Annotated in this window: 18 protein-coding genes and 1 tRNA gene; 3 read left to right on the plus strand and 16 right to left on the minus strand. The window is 39.0% G+C overall.

What is annotated here, in order from left to right; genetic code table 11:
• Positions 1-363: 363 nt before the first annotated feature.
• The 12 genes from AC4MC0_RS10405 to efp all read right to left on the minus strand — a co-directional run bounded on the left by AC4MC0_RS10405 (position 364) and on the right by efp (position 11,715).
• The gene (locus AC4MC0_RS10405; protein WP_491887025.1) at positions 364-915 is read right to left on the minus strand and encodes a hypothetical protein; all 552 of its coding nucleotides are present in this window, start codon (positions 913-915) and stop codon (positions 364-366) included.
• Positions 916-987: 72 nt separating this feature from the next.
• Complete coding sequence (locus AC4MC0_RS10410; protein WP_335999026.1) at positions 988-1,284, minus strand: metallophosphoesterase; 297 nt, start codon at positions 1,282-1,284, stop codon at positions 988-990.
• Positions 1,285-1,312: 28 nt separating this feature from the next.
• Positions 1,313-1,693, minus strand: a complete 381-nt coding sequence (locus AC4MC0_RS10415) for a hypothetical protein (protein ID WP_491887026.1) — start codon at positions 1,691-1,693, stop codon at positions 1,313-1,315.
• Between the two features lie 98 nt (positions 1,694-1,791).
• A complete protein-coding gene (locus AC4MC0_RS10420) occupies positions 1,792-2,997 on the minus strand; it encodes a tyrosine-type recombinase/integrase (protein WP_335999022.1) in 1,206 nt (401 codons plus the stop codon).
• Between the two features lie 176 nt (positions 2,998-3,173).
• A tRNA-Val gene (locus AC4MC0_RS10425) sits at positions 3,174-3,250 on the minus strand.
• A gap of 43 nt (positions 3,251-3,293) precedes the next feature.
• Entirely contained in the window at positions 3,294-5,285 is a 1,992-nt protein-coding gene (locus tag AC4MC0_RS10430) for a transglutaminase TgpA family protein (protein WP_490737952.1), read from the minus strand.
• Between the two features lie 10 nt (positions 5,286-5,295).
• On the minus strand, positions 5,296-6,195 hold the full coding sequence (locus AC4MC0_RS10435) for a DUF58 domain-containing protein (protein WP_490737953.1): 900 nt from the start codon (positions 6,193-6,195) through the stop codon (positions 5,296-5,298).
• Positions 6,196-6,211: 16 nt separating this feature from the next.
• Positions 6,212-7,168, minus strand: coding sequence for an AAA family ATPase (locus AC4MC0_RS10440; RefSeq protein WP_439328830.1), 957 nt, complete (start codon positions 7,166-7,168; stop codon positions 6,212-6,214).
• 120 nt (positions 7,169-7,288) lie between these two features.
• Positions 7,289-8,308: a 2-dehydropantoate 2-reductase gene (locus AC4MC0_RS10445; protein ID WP_490737954.1), complete on the minus strand. Its 1,020-nt coding sequence runs from the start codon at positions 8,306-8,308 to the stop codon at positions 7,289-7,291.
• Between the two features lie 253 nt (positions 8,309-8,561).
• Positions 8,562-8,864 (minus strand): YbdD/YjiX family protein, encoded by a 303-nt coding sequence (locus tag AC4MC0_RS10450; RefSeq protein ID WP_004693572.1) that lies wholly within the window; start codon positions 8,862-8,864, stop codon positions 8,562-8,564.
• 10 nt (positions 8,865-8,874) lie between these two features.
• Positions 8,875-10,977, minus strand: coding sequence for a carbon starvation CstA family protein (locus AC4MC0_RS10455; RefSeq protein WP_281963620.1), 2,103 nt, complete (start codon positions 10,975-10,977; stop codon positions 8,875-8,877).
• Positions 10,978-11,145: 168 nt separating this feature from the next.
• A complete protein-coding gene (efp, locus tag AC4MC0_RS10460) occupies positions 11,146-11,715 on the minus strand; it encodes an elongation factor P (RefSeq protein WP_004693574.1) in 570 nt (189 codons plus the stop codon).
• Positions 11,716-12,024: 309 nt separating this feature from the next.
• Here efp and epmB point away from each other — a divergent pair, with 309 nt between their 5' ends.
• The 3 genes from epmB to AC4MC0_RS10475 are packed head-to-tail and all read left to right on the plus strand — an operon-like array spanning position 12,025 to position 16,912.
• A complete protein-coding gene (gene epmB / locus AC4MC0_RS10465; protein ID WP_411935667.1) occupies positions 12,025-13,041 on the plus strand; it encodes an EF-P beta-lysylation protein EpmB in 1,017 nt (338 codons plus the stop codon).
• A 17-nt stretch (positions 13,042-13,058) separates the two neighbouring features.
• A complete protein-coding gene (locus AC4MC0_RS10470; protein WP_148827089.1) occupies positions 13,059-14,804 on the plus strand; it encodes a cyclic-di-GMP receptor FimW-related protein in 1,746 nt (581 codons plus the stop codon).
• The gene (locus AC4MC0_RS10475) at positions 14,786-16,912 is read left to right on the plus strand and encodes a sensor domain-containing phosphodiesterase (protein ID WP_491887027.1); all 2,127 of its coding nucleotides are present in this window, start codon (positions 14,786-14,788) and stop codon (positions 16,910-16,912) included. The genes AC4MC0_RS10470 and AC4MC0_RS10475 overlap by 19 nt, the downstream gene beginning before the upstream one ends.
• 148 nt (positions 16,913-17,060) lie before the next feature.
• On the opposite strand, the gene rpmE is transcribed toward AC4MC0_RS10475, so the two are convergent.
• From rpmE to AC4MC0_RS10495, 4 genes are all read right to left on the minus strand, one after another.
• A complete protein-coding gene (rpmE, locus tag AC4MC0_RS10480; protein ID WP_004693579.1) occupies positions 17,061-17,288 on the minus strand; it encodes a 50S ribosomal protein L31 in 228 nt (75 codons plus the stop codon).
• 205 nt (positions 17,289-17,493) lie between these two features.
• Complete coding sequence (locus tag AC4MC0_RS10485; RefSeq protein WP_491887028.1) at positions 17,494-18,474, minus strand: bile acid:sodium symporter family protein; 981 nt, start codon at positions 18,472-18,474, stop codon at positions 17,494-17,496.
• Between the two features lie 167 nt (positions 18,475-18,641).
• Positions 18,642-19,043 carry a lactoylglutathione lyase gene (gene gloA / locus AC4MC0_RS10490; protein WP_004693583.1) on the minus strand — a complete coding sequence of 134 codons (402 nt, stop codon included), beginning with the start codon at positions 19,041-19,043 and terminating at the stop codon, positions 18,642-18,644.
• Between the two features lie 124 nt (positions 19,044-19,167).
• Complete coding sequence (locus AC4MC0_RS10495) at positions 19,168-21,309, minus strand: AmpG family muropeptide MFS transporter (RefSeq protein ID WP_490737956.1); 2,142 nt, start codon at positions 21,307-21,309, stop codon at positions 19,168-19,170.
• Positions 21,310-21,446: the final 137 nt, after the last annotated feature.

Here is a 21,446-nt window from a genome sequence, read left to right on the forward strand (position 1 = left end):
CTTAATACTTTAATTTAACTCACTATCACTTCGATGTGGCGTATAATAAATTCGAATTATATTTTTGTCAAATTTTACAAAAATAACAATAACTTAAAAGCTTAACATTAAATTAAAAAATTTAAATTTAATAACAAAGTTATGATACCCCCTTTCAAGATATCAACAAAGTTTAATTAGAGGAAAAAATTTAAAATCAACCTCAACAATGTGCGTACAATTATTAATCACGCCAAATGATCATTCAAAGTATTTTTTATCTTCAATATAATACCATCCTCTTGCACTAGATAATTTTCAGGAAAACGTAAAGCTACAAGTTTATTAGAAAATTCTCTCTAATGTTGACGATCTTCATATCGCTTACCAACTGAATAATCTATGCAAAAAACATTTTTTTTTAGCCCCAATCCAATGAAGAGGGTCTATATGCTGAAAAAGATCACGCTTTTTCTCTCTCTTGTTAAAGTTACGCCAATAATGTCCAACTACAACAGGAATATCACTTTCATATTGATCCCACCATTTCAAACGTTTGACCATTCTCCATTGATCACCAACAAAAAACATGTCATCTGCAAACGCTTCTGTTCCTGAAGTAACTACTTTAACTGGATTATTCATCTGCTCAACAACATGTTTAAGAGCTAGATTTTTGAGAAACGGGACTTTAGAGTAAATATCCTTTAATTGAAACTCATAACCTAATTCTTCTTTTCTAGCCTTTTGAGCAATGCCTGACTTTGTTAAATGTTCTTCAATTTGTTTTGTGAATAGATCATATGCTTCTTTTACTGATTTTGATTTGTCTTTCATCAATGAAGTAATAGATGCATTATCCCAACATGCATGAACTACCCTTATTTTTTCAGACTCTAAAACAAGTGGTAAAGTACTTAAAAAGTGAATTATCATTTCCCTGTCATGTAAAGATGCTTCTTTAGAATTAATTTTTTTGTCATCATCTTCATGCGGTGAACCAAAAAACTAACCGTTTCCTTCACGTTTTGAATGAATTAGTATATTTAATTCATGATTCCCTAATACACATTGAGCATTACCATTGTCTACTAAATGCTTAACTAACTTTATAACAGCAACACTATCAAGCCCTCTATCACATAAATCACCGACAAAAATTAATTTTCTATTTTCATTATGATTTCCATCTCTATCATAACCAAGTATTTGTATTAAATTTTGTAATGCATCTATTTCGCCGTGAATATCACCAATAATATCTATAGGTGCATCATAAACTCTTTGTATAAATAGATTTTTCATTTGTAATACTTATTCCAAATTTTGTCATTTACCAATCAAAAACATACGCTCCATTAAAAATAAGTTCATAACATGATTTTTGATAGTCAATCATATTTAAAACTACTTTACCAAACCCTTCAAAAAAGCTAGTAAATTCACTCTCATTATCTAATAAAAAAATTTTAGGAAACCAATAATAAATTAACTCTTGATTAATTTTTGTAATATCAGGATAAAATAAACCATATGCAGACCAATTTTTTATTGCTTGTTCCAACACTACAGTATTTTCATCTATATTTTCTGCCATAATTAAATCAGGATTAAATGCTTCAATTATCTCGTCATAATCATTGTCTAATCCCACTTTACATTCTTTAAATATAGACTGATTTGAATTCAACTCTAATAAAGATAATAACTTCACGAACCTTTTCTCTCTTTATTATGAAAAGATGATACAGGCTGTACATTATTCAAACTACCACTTACTGTAGTATGCTAATAAACTTACATTTTCTTTAATCAAATTTTTAGTACAATTTCATCAATATAATCTGCCCACCATTGCATCATTTCAACACGCTCTTCAAAATGAGAACCTTTATCATAGATACCTTTAACACCCTTTTTCTTGTGTGCTAAACATGCTTCAACAACCTGTTCTTTATCGCTAAATTTATTATTTAGTGAAGTACTCGCAATGTGCCTAAAACCATGCGGATTTTGTCGACCTTTATAGCCCATTCGATTCAAAGCCATATTAAATGTATTATCTGATATTGGCTCACTTAGGCTATTTCTACCTGCAAACAAAAAATCAGACTCCATCTGATAATTTTCTAGCTCTTTCAATAATTCAATTGCTTGTCTAGATAATGGAACACAATGAGTCACTCCTTTTTTCATAATCTCAGCAGGCTTAATCCAAATAGCTTTCTCTAAATCAAATTGAGACCATGTCGCAAATCTCAATTCAACTGGGCGAGGAAATAATAAAACCATTAATTCCAAACCAATTGCTAATTTACGTTGATGATGATTCCTGATGTCGACAATTAATTGTGGGAATTCACTCATCTCTACAAATTTCATATTACCGCCAACTTTTTTATCTAAATGCTTAGTCATTCCTTCAATTGGATTGAAATGTATTTTTGCTTGAAATTTTGCCCAATCATATGCATTGCGACAGTATGATGTTAACTTTTCAACTTGAGTATGAATTCTTAAGTTACGTTGTAACCCTTGGAAGAAATCAAACCATTCTTTCGGTGTAATTTCAGAGAAATCTCTCTCTCCAAACTCTGGAATGATATGTCTATTGATAGATTTTTGTGCCTTATCAAATGTTTCTTTACCCCAAGAAGCTTTTTTAGTATCGAGCCATTCACTCATTAAAATATTAAATTTTCTATGAGCAATTTCTTGCTTCATTTTTTTTATGTGTTTGCGTGTTTCTAAAATTTCTCCGTTCGCTAATTTCTCTAATAATTCACTAGCTTTACGTCTAGCTGTTGCACCACTTACACTTGGATATGCACCCAATCCTTTCCACGACCAGACTCCCTTTTCATTTTGATATCTTAATTGCCAAGACTTTTTGCCTGTCTTTTGAACCATAAAATAAAGCGAACGAGTATCAATTTCTCTATAATCTCTGTCTTCGGGTTCTAAATTAGCCAAAGTAGTATCAGACAGTGGTCTTTTTTTAATAGCATCTCTCTTCATTATCTCTTGTATCATGAGTTAGACTTAATTAAATGATACACTATGTGATACACAATTTACAGTAGTATAGCTCTTCATATACCGTTATAAAAAGCAATAAAAAAGCCCTAAACTATTGTAGTTTAGAGCTTTTTTAATTATACATCGAAATGTAACGACATATAAATTTAATATATTGGTAGGTATATCCAGACTCGAACTGGAGACCTCTACGATGTCAACGTAGCGCTCTAACCAACTGAGCTATACACCTGAAGTAAAAGCATAATATTCACTTTTAAAAAGTATGACAAGCGCTATTTCTTGTTTTTTAAAGCAGATGCACAAGTTTTAAGCATCCGTTTAAATTGTTGAATATTTTTTGAATTCAACCTATTGGAATAACGCATTTGTTGATAATAATCAGCCGCCTGATGAAATAAAACTTGCTGTTCGGGTTTAACTTCTCGAGCTAAGCGCAACAACCATTGATTTACAGTTTCAGCATCTTGCTTACGCTTCTCTGCTGTTAGGCTTCGAGAAAAAGATTGAACGACCATGTCATATTCAGAAGTTTGAGCACGTTTACGCCAAAATATAACCCACCAGTACAGTAAAACTAATCCACTGATGCTAATCATAATCAGCAATACCAATGAATAACTGGATTGGAGTCCTAGCTTCTGTAACCAACCTCGTTGAGCCTCTGCATTATAGCCAACCACCTTACTTTGCCATTGGTAGCTTGCGTAATCGCTCCAAATGCGTATTTTGTTTAATACCGAATAGCGCTGTACATGCCATCGACTTCTATCACCCCAAACACTGGCATCTTGGCTCATTAAATCTTGCATACCCTGTTCAATACGCTGTGGTGCAATCATGGCTGTTGGGTCATAGCGGTTCCAGCGTCCATCCACAAAGACTTCCGTCCATGCATGCGCATCTAACTGTCGAACTTCCCAACTTTTTGCATCTGGTGAAGGCTGACCACCTTGATACCCAACTACAATACGCGCTGGAATTCCCGCATAACGCATCAGCATCACGAAGCTAGAAGCATAATGTTCACAAAAACCTTGTTTGGATTGAAACAAAAACTCATCAATACGATGCTGTCCCAACAAGCCTGGCTGCAAGGTATAGCTAAAGCCATTGTTGCGATACCATTGCAAAACATTTTGGATATAACGTTTCGGGTTCTCATCACTTTGCTTAAACAGCTGCTGTGCCAATTGTTGCGCTTTCAAGTCCATGTGCTCAGGCGCTTTTAAGTTTGTGCTTCGTTGTATCTTAGATAATTCACTTTGGGAAAATTGAACATTTCCCATCCATTGCAATGCAATAAGTTCCACATGCTGCACTTGACGATAAGCCTGAATACTCCAATCCTGACGTAGCTGATAACGTAGCTCTAAGGGTTGTGAATATTCCAATGCCATAATCCACGGAATCGCGACATCAGCGGGTAAATATTGATAGTTCCATTTTTTGGATGTAGAGATATGCGTTAATGTATCATCTGAAATACTTTGTTGATTAATAAAACTACTGGTCCACTTTTTCCCATCATATTGATCTAAGACCATCGCGCGCCAATAAAGCTCTGAACGATTTGGGAGCTTAGTAACATCACCGATAATACGAAAAGCCAAATGGCTGGACTGGGATAATTGCGCAATATCTCCAGGTGAAATACTGTCACTCATCCCTGTCACAGCCTTATTTTCAGGAATTGGAATATGCCAAAGTGGGGGTAAACGCGGAAAAAAGATAAACAACAGCACAAAAAAAGGCAGTGCAAGACCTACAAATTTAATGACGTGTTTTGCATCTTGCCTTAATGCCATACGATTCGAGTTTTCAGATGCAAAAGCATGGGTTTGCACTCGATACAGCCCCAACAAACAACTCAATAAACAGAGTAAAACCATCACTGCCGTCATAAATGACTGACTATGTAAAAACATACTCGCCGCAACAAATAAAGCAAAGTTAAACAAAATGATCGCATCACGCTGCGTTTTTGTTTCTAAGGCTTTCGCAAAGAGAAATATGCTTAAAACAGCTACGCCCGCTTCTACCCCTAAAAAGCTTTGATAGCTCCAAAAAGTGACCGCTAGAGCAACAAGGGTCAAAATGTAAATTGCCCATTTCGGAAAATAGTTGCCCGTAGATTTCATGAAATACCATAGACAACCGATACAAATGGCGAAAATGACACTCAATAGCACAGGACTAAAACTTAGTTGTGTGATCCAAATCAAACTCAGTGTCAGTACAATGGCAATACGAATAGAAGAATGCATACTGTGCTCGCTATGCCTGCGCCAAAAGTAATTTGGCTTGAAGGTATTGTTCTCGTCCTATCCCTTTGGCTAGTTCAGTATGAGGTAAATACAGGGCATAGGCATACTGCAACTGCTCACATTGTTCAACCAAGCCCATCATTAAGCTTAATTTTTCTTCATGTGAAGGACTCGGCATATGTGCATAGTGGATGTCTAAACTGTGTTGATCCTGATGTTGTTCAAAGACTTTAATAAATAAACCTTGTCCTTGTGCCACTTGTTTCCATGAAACCGCCTGTAAAGAGTCACCCTCTTTAAAATTTCGCAATTCTCGGAATTCATCCATGTCCGGTTCAAAACTGTGCTGTTGCTGTTTATTTTCTGCCGCTAAAGACTTAGTTTTAGGCGCGATCCACACAGGTGCTTGGATAAAAAAATAACTCCATGCACGAACGAGGCCAAATGGATAAGTCGAATATATTTTAATCTCTGGAAAACTAAACTGTCCGCGCGCTTTTGGAAAAAAATTTAAATCGAACACCTGATGGGTATCTTGAATAAACAACTGTTCTATATGATCAGCATAAGCGAGCCAAAGATATCGAGGCTGTGAATGATGTTGTTTGAAATGCATTTGTAATTGCAATGCACTCTCAACCTGCCCTATTTCAGGCAATACAAGGTCAATACTTAACCCATGTAGCTGTTTAAAGGTCAAATAAAAACTCATACATAGCACAGCACTGATTAAAAAACAAAACGCTAAAATTAAGTTATTGGCATAATTCACCCCAGCAATAAAGGTGATTAAAATCAGCACCACATACAAATATCCTTGCTGATAAATAAACACCAGTACATCTTTTTGGGTCAGTTGTTTTTCAGCTTTAAATTGAAAGCGTTTATTTATCCAGTTTTGCCACAGCATGCGTCAGCTTATCCTATCAGTGAACTTTGACTTGCTTCATCAGTTGCTCAGTTTCAGCTTCACCCAGCCCTATTCGATGCGCGGTCACTGCGACAAATACAGCCTGTACATCATCCGGTGTAACAAATGCACGGGCTTTAACCAGAGCATAGGCTTGTGCTGCTTTCTTCAAAGCCAGTACGCCACGTGTAGATAACCCATGTCGACCTTTACGAGTTTCAACCGCCAAATCTAAAATATAGTCCAAGACTTCTTCAGATAAATAAATCTGTGGCACCAAAGCTTGTAAGGCGAGAATGTCTTGTTCGGAGAATACTGTCATCAACTGCTGAATCAAGTCATGACGAGATTGTTGCTGCAATAAAGCCTTTTCTGCCTGACGGGATGGATAACCCAAAGATAACCGCATAAGAAAACGGTCGAGCTGTGACTCTGGTAGTGCATAGGTTCCACTTTGAAAAAGTGGGTTTTGCGTTGCAATCACCCAAAAAGGTTGCGGTAGTACATAACGACTTGCATCGATTGTCACCACACCCTCTTCCATCGCCTCTAAAAGCGCACTCTGCGTTTTCGGACTACAGCGGTTAATTTCATCTGCGAGTAAAATTTGAGTAAAAATTGGCCCTTGCTTAAACTCAAACAGATGTTCTTTTTGGTTAAACATATTCACCCCAATCACATCGCTTGCCAGCATGTCATTGGTAAACTGAATCCGTTTAAATTGAAGACCTGCCAAATGGGCCAAGCTACTGGCCAATGTGGTTTTGCCTAAACCGGGCAAGTCTTCAAATAAGATATGCCCACCTGCTAACAGGCTACATAAGGCCAATTGGGTTTGTTGATTTTTATCTAAAACGATTTGATTAACTTGATTGAGAAATTCTTGGATTTTTGGATAAAAAACACTTAACTGCGATTCATCGAGCATGCCATGTTGCTGCGTTTCTACCGTTTTTTCTTTTCCCCAAAGCACCTTATTCTCCCCAATCAAAATATAAATCAAGGTTTAACATACAGGTTTTTCAACCATACTCAAAGGTGATCCTTATAAATCTTCAATGATTTGCGTATGTATAACCTCCCTCGCCTCAAGCTATTGTTTCGCTGCAGATTTCAACTGATCTTTTAAAGCATCTGCGCTCATTGAAAATGATGGTGATGATTTCTCTGATTGCTTAATCAATGCTATGAGTCGTGCATTGATTGGCGCCTGTCTACCAGATTGCTCTGCGAGTTTTAGAACCTCACCATTAATCCAATCGACCTCTGTGGGACGACCTGCAATTAAATCATCTTGCATAGATGACCGAGCCAATGGATCGATTGCCAACATTTTACGACTTAATAATTTATATAATGGATTGGGTAAACTTAGCAATTTTGGAATCAAATGGGTCGGAACTACGGTTAACTTTGCAGGTTTAATCTGAGCACAATCAAGCAGTTCTAAAGCTTCCTGCTGCGCCATTGCCACACATTGGCGATATTTACGAATCGACAATTGTTCCTTTAACGGTTTTTTTGACAGTGCATTAATTGAATTATTTAAATTAAGTAAAAGCTTGGCCCACTGCACAGCCAGCATGTCTTTTTCAAAAACAATCTCTAAACCTGCTTTTTGAAATGCATTTTCAAGCAATTTTTGATTTGGATATTGCTTAACACTTAATGCACCAGAGGTACCTTGATGATAATGCCCAGCTTCTTGCGTGGCGACGTTAAAAGGAACCATCCCCTCTAAAATCATCGGCCCTTGCAAAACCCTTTTTAAAATAGGGACATTACTTAAACCATTTTGAAAGCTGATGATCAGCGGTGTTTTAACCCCTAAATATTCTTTGAGTTCATGCGCAACTTGTTCGGTTGCCGCCGATTTCACACAAATAAAAATAACATCGGCATCCACAACCTGAGTCGGATCGGTCGTTAGTTTTAGTTGATGAGGTGCAAGTTTGATCTTTTTGCCTAAATAATCGGTTAAGACTAAACCCCATTGGGAAAGATCTGCATGAATACGTGGCCGCGTAATAAAAGTAACATCCTTACCTACAACAACCAAACTTCCACCTAAATAACACCCAATGCTTCCAGCACCATAAATATATATTTTCATTCAATTTCCCTTTGCAAACATTCCAGTATTTTAAGAACTATAACAATCAAAAGCTGTCAAATATACGACATGAACCTTTTATACCTCACACTCCGTGTTCGTTATGATTTAATCTACGATGCAACAACTTGCTTCATGCAAAAAAGTACACTGTCGAATCTAACACGTGCAACCGCATGTGATTGAATATTTTCACTCGATTTTTCACAAAAAAAACGGCACCGAAGTGCCGTCTTTCAATTGATTCATTACATTAACAAGGGCACTTTTTCATGCCATTCGTTGCAGATGGATAACGCGCATCGACACAGTGACGATAAAAAGTTTTAGCATCCATCGCTTCTAAATCAGGATGGTGCTTTTTCATATGCTCCAAATAGTTTGGATAATCAGGCACTCCCACCATCAAGCGGAAACTTTGCTGCAAACGTTGCCACAGCGTCGCAATTCGAGACCAATTTTTAGGGTTCAGAATCAAATCTTTCTGCGACATCACGGTCATTTTAATGATTTTATAAATCATCGTTTTTCCACTTTTAGCAAATTTTAGATTCATCTGACTCTCCTTAATGTCCAGCTTTTGATGGCTGAATGTCTTCAGGATCACGATAAATGGCTTCTGCTTCATGCACAGTCGGAACTGGGCTTGCCAATGCACGACGAATCACTCTAATCGCAGCAAAGAGCATCACGATCGCCACAATCATAAAGAATCCACAGAGTGCAGCATTGATCTGATTTGACATTGCAACGGTCTGCATTTCAGCAACCGTTTTTGCTGGTGCTAAAATTTCATTGTTTGCAATTGCATTGTTAAAGCGTTCAGCTTGTGCCAAGAAACCAATTTTTGGGTTTTCGTGGAAAATTTTCTGCCAGCCTGCTGTCATACATGTTACCAACAAGAATATGGTCGGGATAATCGTGACCCATACATACTTCTCTTTCTTCATTTTGAAGAGGATAACCGTACCTAATATCAATGCCATTGCCGCAAGCATTTGGTTACCCACACCAAACAGTGGCCATAAGCTATTGATCCCCCCGAGCGGATCGACGACACCTTGGTAAACGAAGAAGCCCCAACCCGAAACCGCAACCGCTGTACCCAACAAGTTTCCGAAGAAGTTATGTGAGTTTTTCACCGCAGGAATCACAATACCCACTGTATCTTGCACCATGAAACGACATGCACGCGTACCCGCATCAACTGCCGTTAAAATAAATAGTGCTTCGAATAAAATGGCAAAGTGATACCAAAACGCCATCATTTCACGGCTATTGAAAATTTCCGTAATGATGTGAGCCATACCAATAGCAAAAGTTGGCGCACCGCCAGTACGTGAAAGGATGGTACTTTCACCCACTTCTTGAGCCAGTAAAGTTAATGTTTCTGGAGTAACAACAAAACCTAAGTTACGAACAGCTTCAGCTGCGGTGTCTACACTTGTACCCAGTAAAGCGGCTGGTGAGTTAATCGCAAAATATACACCTGGATCAAGCACTGCGGCACAGATCAGAGCCATGATTGCAACAAATGACTCCATGAGCATACCGCCATATCCGATCATTCGAATATCACGTTCATTGTTGACAAGTTTCGGAGTGGTGCCTGACGACACTAATGCGTGGAAACCTGAAATTGCGCCACAGGCAATGGTAATAAATAAGAATGGGAACATTGAACCTGCAAACACAGGGCCAGTACCATCAATAAATTGCGTGAACGCTGGCAGCTTCATTTCTGGCATTGCGAAAATAATACCGACTGCCAAACCTGCAATGACACCAATCTTTAGGAAGGTTGATAAGTAATCGCGTGGCGCAAGCAATAACCACACAGGTAGTGCTGAAGCCACGAAACCATAAATAATCAGCGCCCAAGTCAACTGAGTGCCCGACAGGGTAAAGAACGCACCCCAATATGGATGCTGTGCAATATTTTCACCGTAGACAATGCCGAGCATCATCAAAACGAAACCAATAATAGATACTTCTGCAATTTTACCCGGGCGGATAAAACGCATGTAAATCCCCATAAAGAGCGCAATTGGAATCGTTGCCGCAATACTAAATACGCCCCATGGGCTGTGTGCAAGTGCTTTGACCACAACCAGTGCCAAAACTGCAAGGATAATAATCATTACCCCCAATGCACCAAGCATGACCACAATACCTGCAAAAGTTCCAAGCTCTTGCTTTGCCATTTCACCGAGTGAACGTCCATCACGACGGGTAGAAATAAACAACACCAAAAAGTCTTGTACTGCACCTGCAAGCACTACACCGACAAGTAACCAAATCGTGCCAGGTAAATAGCCCATTTGCGCTGCTAAAATAGGCCCTACTAATGGACCTGCACCTGCAATCGCTGCAAAGTGATGTCCAAATAGAACACTTTTGTTGGTTGGAACATAGTCCAGACCATCATTCAAACGATGCGCGGGAGTTAAGCGACGTTCATCAAGCTCAAAAACTTTATTTGCAATAAATAAACTATAGAAGCGATAAGCAATACTATAAATACAGCCCGCAGCAAGTACGAGCCAGATGGCATTGACATGCTCACCACGACTGAGTGCCAATATCCCAAAAGAGACTGCACCGACGATGGCTACCAGTAGCCAGATGATTTTTGAAGTCAGGGTTGACTTCGGCCGAACAGATTCCATTTCAATCCCTCATATTTGTTGCATTCAATCAGCGTCTTTAATTATTCGAGGTACTGCTGTTTTCCTTTGCGACTTTACTCTGCATCTCCTTGTTTTGATCTAATACTTTGGCATAAAAAAAGGGATGATTTTCATCATCCCTTCCGATAATAGTCTATTTTTAAACTATTATGCACGTTCTAAATAATCGCCAGTACGAGTATCTACACGAACGCTTTCTTCTTGCTGTACAAATAATGGAACACGTACTACAGCACCTGTTTCCAATTTTGCAGGTTTACCACCACCGCCAGAAGTATCACCACGTACACCCGGATCAGTTTCAACAATTTTCAAAACTACGAAGTTTGGTGGGTTTACTGTTAACGGCACGCCATTGAACAACATAATGGTACATTTTTCATTTGAATCATCTTTTAACCATTTTGCAGCATCGCCCATTGCTGTTTTGTCAGCAGCGATCTGTTCAAATGATACAGGATCCATAAAGTTCCACATTTCGCCGTCGTTGTACAAGTATTCCATTTCTACTTCTACAATGTCAGCCGCTTCTAAAGAATCGCCAGATTTAAATGTTTTTTCTAAAACTTTACCAGAACGTAAATTACGTAGTTTTACGCGGTTAAATGCTTGACCTTTACCTGGCTTTACATATTCATTTTCCATGATTGAACATGGGTTACCATCAAGCATAACCTTAAGGCCTGACTTGAAATCATTCGTAGAATAATAGGCCATGACTGGCGCACTCCAAACTAACTAACTTAAATATTTATGTCTTTATCTTAGACACCAAAGCTTTGAAAAGCTGGGCTGTAAAGATAGGGCATCTTTTTTGATGCCTCGTATTGTAAATGAGCAAGGTGTTATGAAGCAATGAAAATCCACTGCCTATAAGCCTAAGATCTTGATAAAATAGCCCCGTTCCGCGTGTTTTTGTGTATTGAAAAAGCCTTTTTAGACCGCGCACATCCGAACAACTCGTTTCGACATCACCCGATTTGATGACCTAACTTTCTTTTGACCTAGTATTTGACCCCTTATTGCATGACTCATTATTTGTACCAAGAGCAAAATTGGCAAGCTCAACTCAGTGATTTAATTACTGACCCTTTAGAATTACTTAACATTCTAGAGCTTTCTCCTGAGCAACTGCTGTCAGGCGCACTGCTTGCATCAACCCAATTTAAACTCCGTGTTCCCCGTGCTTTTGTGACAAGAATGCAAAAAGGTAATCCGCTTGATCCTTTACTCCTTCAAGTCCTGCCCCATCATCTTGAGCTTGAAGAACATCCCGACTTCGTGACCGACCCCTTGGGTGAGGAAAAGGCCAACCAACAACCCGGTGTTTTGCACAAATATAAAACTCGTTTCTTACTTACGCTGACAGGGGCATGTGCCGTTCATTGTCGTTACTGTTTTCGCCGACATTTCCCCTATCAAGAGAACCTGCCAAAGTCAGAAGATTGGATCAATATTCAACACTATATTCAGTCGCAACCTGACATTAATGAAGTCATTTTGAGTGGCGGAGACCCCTTAACACTGTCCAATCGTAAAATAAAATTATGGATTGAACGCTTAGAAAGTATTCCCCAACTTAAATTTTTGAGAATTCACTCACGAGTTCCTATCGTAATGCCTAACCGTGTCGATGATGAGCTAATTTCCATCTTAAAAAACAGTAGGCTGCGCATTATTCTAGTGGTACACTCAAATCATGCATCGGAATTGGATGATCTTACCTGCCGTCAATTACAGCAATTAGTCGCAGAAAAAATCACCGTTTTCAATCAGGCGGTTTTGTTGAAAGGGGTCAATGATCACGTTCAAATTTTGACAGATTTGAGCTACCGTTTATTCGATGCAGGTGTATTGCCATACTATTTACATGTTTTAGATAAAGTAAAAGGGGCTCACCATTTTGATTTAAACCCGCAAGACATTGATTTTCTATATCAAGGATTATTGGCGAATCTACCCGGCTATCTGGTTCCCAAGCTGGTCAGGGAAATTGCGGGAGAAAAGAATAAGACACCACTTTTCGGGGTTTCAACTTTTTGAGTTAAATAATAACGATGATGACGACGAGTACTTCAGATATCTTCCAAAAACCAACCGAATTAAAGTTGGATAAGCTTAGTTTCTGCCCAAGCACAGTCAAAGGCTTACAAGAATGGTTGGCAAACTTATCCATTTTACAATTGGGTGATTCTTCTCGTTCCTTATTTCAAGCATTACTTGAGGTTTCCGAGCTTCAAGTCAGCGAAACACTTCGCTTTGATTTGGTTCAAGTACTGCATCCAAATTTGGAAAATGTGCTTACCAGCTTAGAAAAACATTTTTTTAATCAGGGCCTCATCACCACTGATCGAAATGACCATATTATTGAGCTTGCCTTATTAATGCGTAGTCATTTTGCTAAAGTCTATATCGACATTGCAAAACGTGTTTCTCAGCAAATCACTCAAAATAAGTTTTCTCTATTTGCTTTTAATCAAAAAAAGAACCTACAAACGGCTCGAACCGTATCGAGTTATTATGCTTTACAACAACTGTCACTGTTGTTGTACCAACAACACTTGCTCTATAGTTCCCCTATTCCGGGTCAGTGGCTAGCGGCTCATCAGCTCTTAGATTCTGCTATCCAAAATAACTTCTATTTGACCAACATTAATCAAATACAAGGTACACAGCATCAACTCAACAATATTAGCCAAGCCTATGCGCAGCTCATTCTATTGGATATTTTTAATACCCATCAAATCCGTCCAGGTGAGATTCAAGGGCTATTTTTGTGTAGTTTTGATTGGGCGAAACTGATTCAAATATTACCTAAAGAAACCACCTTATCTCGCTATATTGTCGATGCATCAAAAGACTATCCACCGACCTATAATTCTCAAAAAAACAGTCATATTCAACCCAATATTTTTATCTCGACGCAAGCCCTGCTTGATCATCTCTCAGAGATGCAAACTAAACGCGCTGAGCCACTGTCTCGCGATGAGAAGATTTTCCTTACCCCTGCTCTGCATTTTCACATTCATAACTTATTGACCAATAACATTGAACGTAAGCATGAACGATATGAATACTCGGCCCAATTACAAATTTGTTTTGGCCTGTCAGTCGCACATTTCTATTTGTCTAAAGGCAAGAACTTTAATGAAACTTTAGAGCTAGAAGGTAACTACAACTTTCAGAATGAAAGTCACGTGATCAACTCCATGAACAGTAATATTCCTGTGGAGACGAGTTCTGCTCGTATGATTGATCGTGAGTCGAAACAAATCTACCCTGCCGAAGTTTTAGATATTAGCGTGAATGGTTACCGTATTCGTTGGACTGGACCAACACCTGCACATTTAAAAACAGGTGAGTTTATTTTGGTCCAAGAAAATGCGCATAGCCAATGGCGCGGTGGTGTGATTCGCTGGATTAAACAATCAAGTGAAAAAAGCTTGGAACTAGGGTTAGAAATCTTAGCGCAAGATCTTTTCCCATGTGCCGTAATGGTAAAAACAGACCGAACCACTCAGAACTATCAACCTGCGTTATTGGTACAAACGTCCCAGCTTGATGAAGTACAGACTAGTCTTATTGTCCCAGGTTCGAATATGTACCGAGAAAAACAAACCATTCACTTACGCCTAGGTGATGAAGATCTTAAAATTTATTTAGTAAAAGCACATTTAATTACACAAAGTTTTATTCGTTTTGATTATGAATTGTTGAATGACCAACAAGAACCATTGGTTCAAAGTTTTATTCAAAAGCAAATGAATGCTATTAAGAATCACGATTTATGGGAAGCATTGAAGTGAGAAATCCATTATTATCTAAAAAGTTAAAACGTACGGAAACACGTTTACTCATTATTGATGATAATCAGATCCGTTATAACCAAATTCGTGACCTTTTAACTTCTAGCGATCATCAAGTTCATGCCACTTTACTGGATGACTTACAAAACTTTGAAAAACAGCTTCATCTGCCTTGGGATGTGGTGATTTTTGGTCGCGCTTATGACCTAAAGTATGAACAAGCACTGACTTTGATTCGCAACTCTAACCAAGTCAATTTACCACTGATTTTATTAAAGCCAGATGAATATCAATCAACCCAATACGCAAGTTTTATTCGTAAAGGGGTCTATGATATTTTGGACTTAGAAGAAGCGGATAACTTTTACTTAGGTCTACTGCGTGCGCTGTCATTAAGTCGCTTATTGCAAAGTCAACAACAACTCATGAATGAGCTTGAAACAGCGCAAAGCCAAGCACAGACTTTAGTTGAAGAAAGCAATAAAGCCATTGCTTTAATTCAAGAAGGGATTCATGTTTCAGCCAATGCTGAATACTTACAACTGTTCGGCCTAAGCTCTGAAGATGATATTATTGGTCAACCTCTGCTTGATATTCTCCAGCCGAAAGATGTAAACGATTTCAAAATCCGTTTTAAGAAAATTTCACAAGGTCAGTTTGATTTAGGTGCTTTTGAAGTTGCTACTCTTAATAATAATGCCCATACTAAAAATCCTTTAAAGGTTGAATTTTTAGCTGCACCTGAAGAGGATGCGCTCCAACTGACGATTGAAGTCGAATCTGAACGCACCACTGCTCCATCGGTCAACACTGAAAAGCATGCGATACAACCTAATACGTATCAACAAATTAACCGTGCTATGACCAAACAGCCTTCTGATCAGAATGCTTTGGTTAGCTTTGCACTCAGCTCTTGTCCAGATGAAATTTTTAAAGCCAACTGGGCAACTACGCGTGATTATTTTAACAATATTTACAGCTTTTTAAATGAACAGACTCATATTCCTCTGTTTAAGGCGGGTGGGCAAACCATCGTTGGTTTATTCCAAGCAGAATCACAGGCCAAACTCGAATCTAAGCTGATTGCGTTAAATGCGCTCACCAAACCACAACTCATTACCGTAGAAAACAATAGCTATCCCGTAAATTTGCGCATTGGCTATACTTTATTGAAAGGTGAAATTTCAAATCAAGATCAGTTTGAAAACTTATTGTGCTCAGCCTTTAAAACCGCTTTACCGACCAATCAAGACGATTGCGAAATTGAGCAAAAAGCCAGTATTGATATGCCTGTGATTGAGTTGATCAACCCTACTGTCAGCGATACTTTAGACACTCAAAAAAAAGCAAATGAGCCTACGGTACTTAAAGCTTTACATCTTGCATTAGAGCGTGGTGAGATTCATCTTAAATATCAACAGCTTTATGACAAAGAAGACACCAATTTATATACCTATGAGGTTACCAGTGGCTTTATTTATGGTAATACGTGGAAAGATATATCAAGCCTCAAAGAGTTAAGTGAAGATCACGAACTGTCTATTAAACTTGACCGTTGGATTTTAGTTGAGTCGTGTAAACAACTACACAATTTTATCACTCAGTATCCTGAAGCAAAGTTGATTGTAAACTTAAACAAAGCCGTACTCTTGAATGACCGCTCTTTCCCAGAATTTATCGCCAAACTGATTACCATTGTACGCAGTAAGTTAAGTCATCCAATTATCCTTCAGTTCTCTGAGGATGATATCAGCCAAAACATTGCTGAAGCGCAAAAATACATTGCCCAGCTTCGCCAATATGGTGCTGAAGTTTCGATTCGCGACTTTGGTAATAGTATTTATAGTGAATCTATCTTACGTCAGCTCGATATCAACAATCTCACCTTACATGAAAACTTAACTCGCATGCTCAGTAGCGACGCTAACACGGAAGAGTTGCAAGAAAAAGTTGCGGTATATCATCAATTGAAAAACATTCAAATTATGCTGCGTGATCTGAATGATATGACTTCGTTTGCCAATGCATGGAATGTCGATGCCCGCTTTATTCAAGGCGATTATTTCCAGAAGAAACTCGATCATCTGATTGATGTGCAGGATCAGTAAAGCTTTGACCTTGGATACTGACCTCTAAATTTCAAGGCCCCTATACGGGGTCTTTTTATTATATGGTCTAACTAGCAGCCCCATGACTCTGTATTCAAATATCATAGGCATAAAAAAACGGGCAAATGCCCGTTTTTTTCTTTTGCTATTAGTCGCGTTTGATAGAACGTGACATGCCAGCAAAACGCTGTTTGAACTTGTCGATACGACCTCCAGTGTCAACGTTCTTTTGCTTACCAGTGTAGAATGGGTGGCAAGCTGAACATACGTCCAGGTAAACAGTTTCTTTACCAAGTGCTGAACGAGTTTCAATTACGTTACCGCAAGAACATGTAGCAACTAAAGTTTGGTATTTTGGGTGAATATCGGCGCGCATCGTCGATTACTCCATAAAAATTAAAGAAGGTTTTGCTGTCATCGCAATTGATCACTCTCAAAATTGAGGAAAGGGCCACTTAATTAAATTAAGTTGCAGATCAACACCATAACAGACCATTCTTTTGGCCCACCGAGACGGATACCGTCAGGGCTAAGCACAACAAGTGGCAAATATTATACGAGATATAGTATCAGATAGCCAATTATTCTTTCGTTTCAATTTCAGATTGCTTGGCCCAATAGTTAGCAATAATCCCACACACCATCAGCTGTATTTGATGAAAAATCATAATCGGTAAAACAATCATCCCCAAAGGTTGTCCAATAAAAAGAATCTGTGCCATCGGAACACCACTAGCCAAAGTCTTTTTAGAGCCACAGAAAAAAATGGTTTTCTGATCGGCACGATTAAAGCCTAACCAACGTGGTAAAAACAACCCAAGCAACATAATAATCGTCAATAAGACCGAACAGACAATGATCAATAAGATTAAAGTACCAACACTCACCTCTTGCCATAGACCGGCCACCACAGCACCGCTGAAAGCACCGTACACCACCATTAATATCGAACCCTGATCGAATGCTTTGACGATGCTTGGCATTTTTTGCATATACGGAAAGACATATGGTCGAAGTAGCTGTCCAAGGACAAAGGGAACCAACAGCAATAAGGTGATTTGAAGAATAGACGAGGTTGGATCAAAACCATGCTCTGATTGCCCCAAAATGAAAAAGACCACCATCACAGGGGTAATAAACATCCCGATCAAATTCGAGAATGAAGCACTACATACCGCCCCAGCCACATTGCCTTGCGCGACCGAAGTAAACGCAATTGAAGACTGTACTGTCGATGGCAAAAAGCACATAAACAAAAAGCCCCAATACAACTCCTGCCCAAGTAGTGGTACCAATACAGGTTTAGCAAGCAAACCTAAAACGGGAAAAAGGATGAAGGTAAATGCAAAAACCAACGCGTGGAGTTTCCAATGCATCATGCCCTGAATCACGGCTTCACGGGATAGTTTAGCCCCATGCAAAAAGAATAATATTGCAATCGCGACCGTCGTCAGTACACCAAAAACACTGGCAGCTTGACCTGAAACAGGGACAAAGCTGGCTAAGAGCACCATAACAAATAGCAATAACGTAAACCGATCGAGTGCCAATAATTTCAACATACCAACATCCTGTCATTCCTCTAAAAATGAAAAAGCCCAGTGACTAATTTACCTTTGGGTAAATTCATCTTACTGAGCTATATAAATAAAGCTAGCTTTTACAGAATATGTTCAATATTTTTTTAATTAATACTGTGCATACACGCTGCATATGACCGAATAACGGTTTAGTTATTACGTGCATTATTATCTTGTTGAATCAGTTCAATTTTATAGCCATCTGGATCTTCTACAAAGGCAATAACCGTTACGCCACCCTTCATTGGTCCGGCTTCACGCACGACATTACCACCGCGCGCTTTGATTTCCTCACAAGCTTTATATGCATCGTCTACTGCAATCGCTATATGACCATAAGCATTGCCCAGTTCATAACTGTCCGTATCCCAGTTATGTGTCAGCTCTAAAACCGTATGATTTTCTTCATCACCATAACCCACAAATGCCAAAGTAAAACGACCTTCTTCATAATCACGCTTACGAAGTAAAGTCATACCAAGCACTTCAGTATAGAATGCCAAAGATTGTTCTAAATTGCCTACACGTAGCATGGTATGTAGCATGCGCATTGGAATTTCCTCATGATTTATTCTCAGCCACCCAATATAGGCAATGCCGCTCTATATTTCAAACCTCAACCATAAAAAAAGCAGCCACAAGGGCTACTTTTTTCATTCGAAATAAATCGATGCTTTAACTTTGCTCAGCGGCATGCTCACGTAGAAGTTTCGCCACCCAGACCACTAAGATTAAAATTGGGATCCCAATGAGTGTGGTCAGCAAGAAGAAATTTGGATAGCCAATATTGGACACAATTGTCCCTGAATATCCACCTAGTATTTTAGGTGTCAACGTCATCAATGAACTAAAAATCGCATACTGAACCGCAGTAAAAGATACGCTGGTCAAACTTGATAGAAATGCAATAAATGCAGCACCAGCTAAACCTGATGCCAAGTTATCGACAATAATCGCAAAATACAGCCAGTTTGAACTATATTCTTTAATCACCTTCCCTTTAACTTCTAACTGCCCATCAACTGCTTTATTCAAATTAATCGGTTGAAGATCAACATCTAGAGTTGCAGATTTCTCAGCTTCAGGATCCACCTGATAATTCAGTGCAGTGTGTTGTTGCGCACGCTCATTTTGCATCAATACGGCATTCAGCTTTTTAGAGTTTGAATCAAGAAGCAGTTGAGCAGGGATTGCTGCGCTAAACACACCTTCTTTGTCTAGCTTTGCATCAAAACTTTGACCATCTAAGCTCAATTTAATACTTTGGTTTTCAGCCAGTGTAGCAAGGTATTGACCTCGTACCACGATACTTCCTTCAGACTCTCGTTGATCAATCACATTATCAGCCGTGATCGGAAGCAACAGCAATGCCGTAGATGCACCCGTTTGACTAATGTAAGGCAATGTGACCGAGACAGGCTGTGAAGTATCATTTTGAAAACTGGCCGTTGCAGTTAGACGTTCATTTGCCTGAAGCTGCTCAACAGGAACCTTAATTGCCCATGCACCTGTCTCATCCGCTTGAGTTTTGAAACTTTGCTCACCAACATTGATCACAACATCATTTAAAGGTTGTCCTGATTTGACCAAACCAATAAAAATAAGATTAGTTGAACTAGCTAAAATTGCACCGACAAACATCAACTTCATGATGTTCATGCGCTGTGCCAGTAGCCCTCCTAAAAAGCCACCAACCAAACTAAAAATCACCCCATAAACTTTCACTGCTTCAGCAATCTGCTCTTTGGTAAAGTTTAAGTCTTGATAAAACACATTGGAGATCACACCTGCAATGATGTCGGAAATACGGTAAAAACCAATCAACAATAGCAATACTAACGCCAATTTCACGCCATAACGCTTAAAAAAGTCAGCAACAGGATTCACCCATGTTTCATAGGCCATTTGCTTATTCACAGCGCCCATTTTGACAAGGCTTGAACCCACCATAAATGCAACCGCACCAGAGCCAATAAAACGTAAAGCTTCAAAACAAAACAATGCAAAACTATCTTTGATCGTCCAGAGCTGAATTAGCATTTCTGTGAGCTTGCCTGAGTAAACATAACTCAGCACAAAACTCATCACAGATACAAAGAAAACCGCCACTAAACGATAATAATCTACGCGTTTATATTCTTTACGTACCCGATCAACTTGTGGCTCACGTATGCATAAAGTGGTTGCGATCCCGACCAACATGACCGCCGCCATTGCCAAATAGGTCCACTTCCATGCCTCATAAATATAGTTGCCCTTAGCTGTACCCAAATAAGCCGCTAAAAATAACGCACCCGCACCTGCAACGATCATCCCGATGCGGTAGCCTGCGTTATAGGTTGAAGCCAACACCGTTTGCATTTGCGTTTCTGCCAGTTCAATACGATAGGCATCAATCACAATATCTTGTGTCGCAGCAGAAAAACCTAAAAGCACTGCACCCGCAGCCATTTGGTAAAGATAGCTCTGACCAAGAGACGGATCTGAAAAAGCCATGATAGAAATGGCACAGATAATTAAGAGTTGTGCGATCAATAACCACGCACGCCGACGACCCAATAATTTGGTCAGCACTGGTACAGGTAATTCATCGACCAAAGGGGCCCAAACAAATTTGAATGAATAACCCAGAGCAGCCCAACTAAAAAAAGTCACAGCGCTCTTATCGATACCTGCCTCACCTAACCATAAAGATAAGCTCGAGAAAATTAACAGGATTGGGATACCTGCTGAGAAACCCAAAAACAGCATGATCAACGCACGGCGATCTAAAAATGCAGTAAAGGCGGATTTCCATCCTGAAGATTGTGTTGTCATTACGTTTTTGTTGTCTTAAAACCAATGCTGCTATTCAAACCCTTAATACAATTTGTTTCAACCTGATTTATAAAATCAATGTTCTATTTTTGTCGACAAACACTGCGACTTTGCTTGATCTTTTGCATTAAACCTGT

This window comes from Acinetobacter sp. CAU_H_S139_7, from assembly GCF_058599305.1.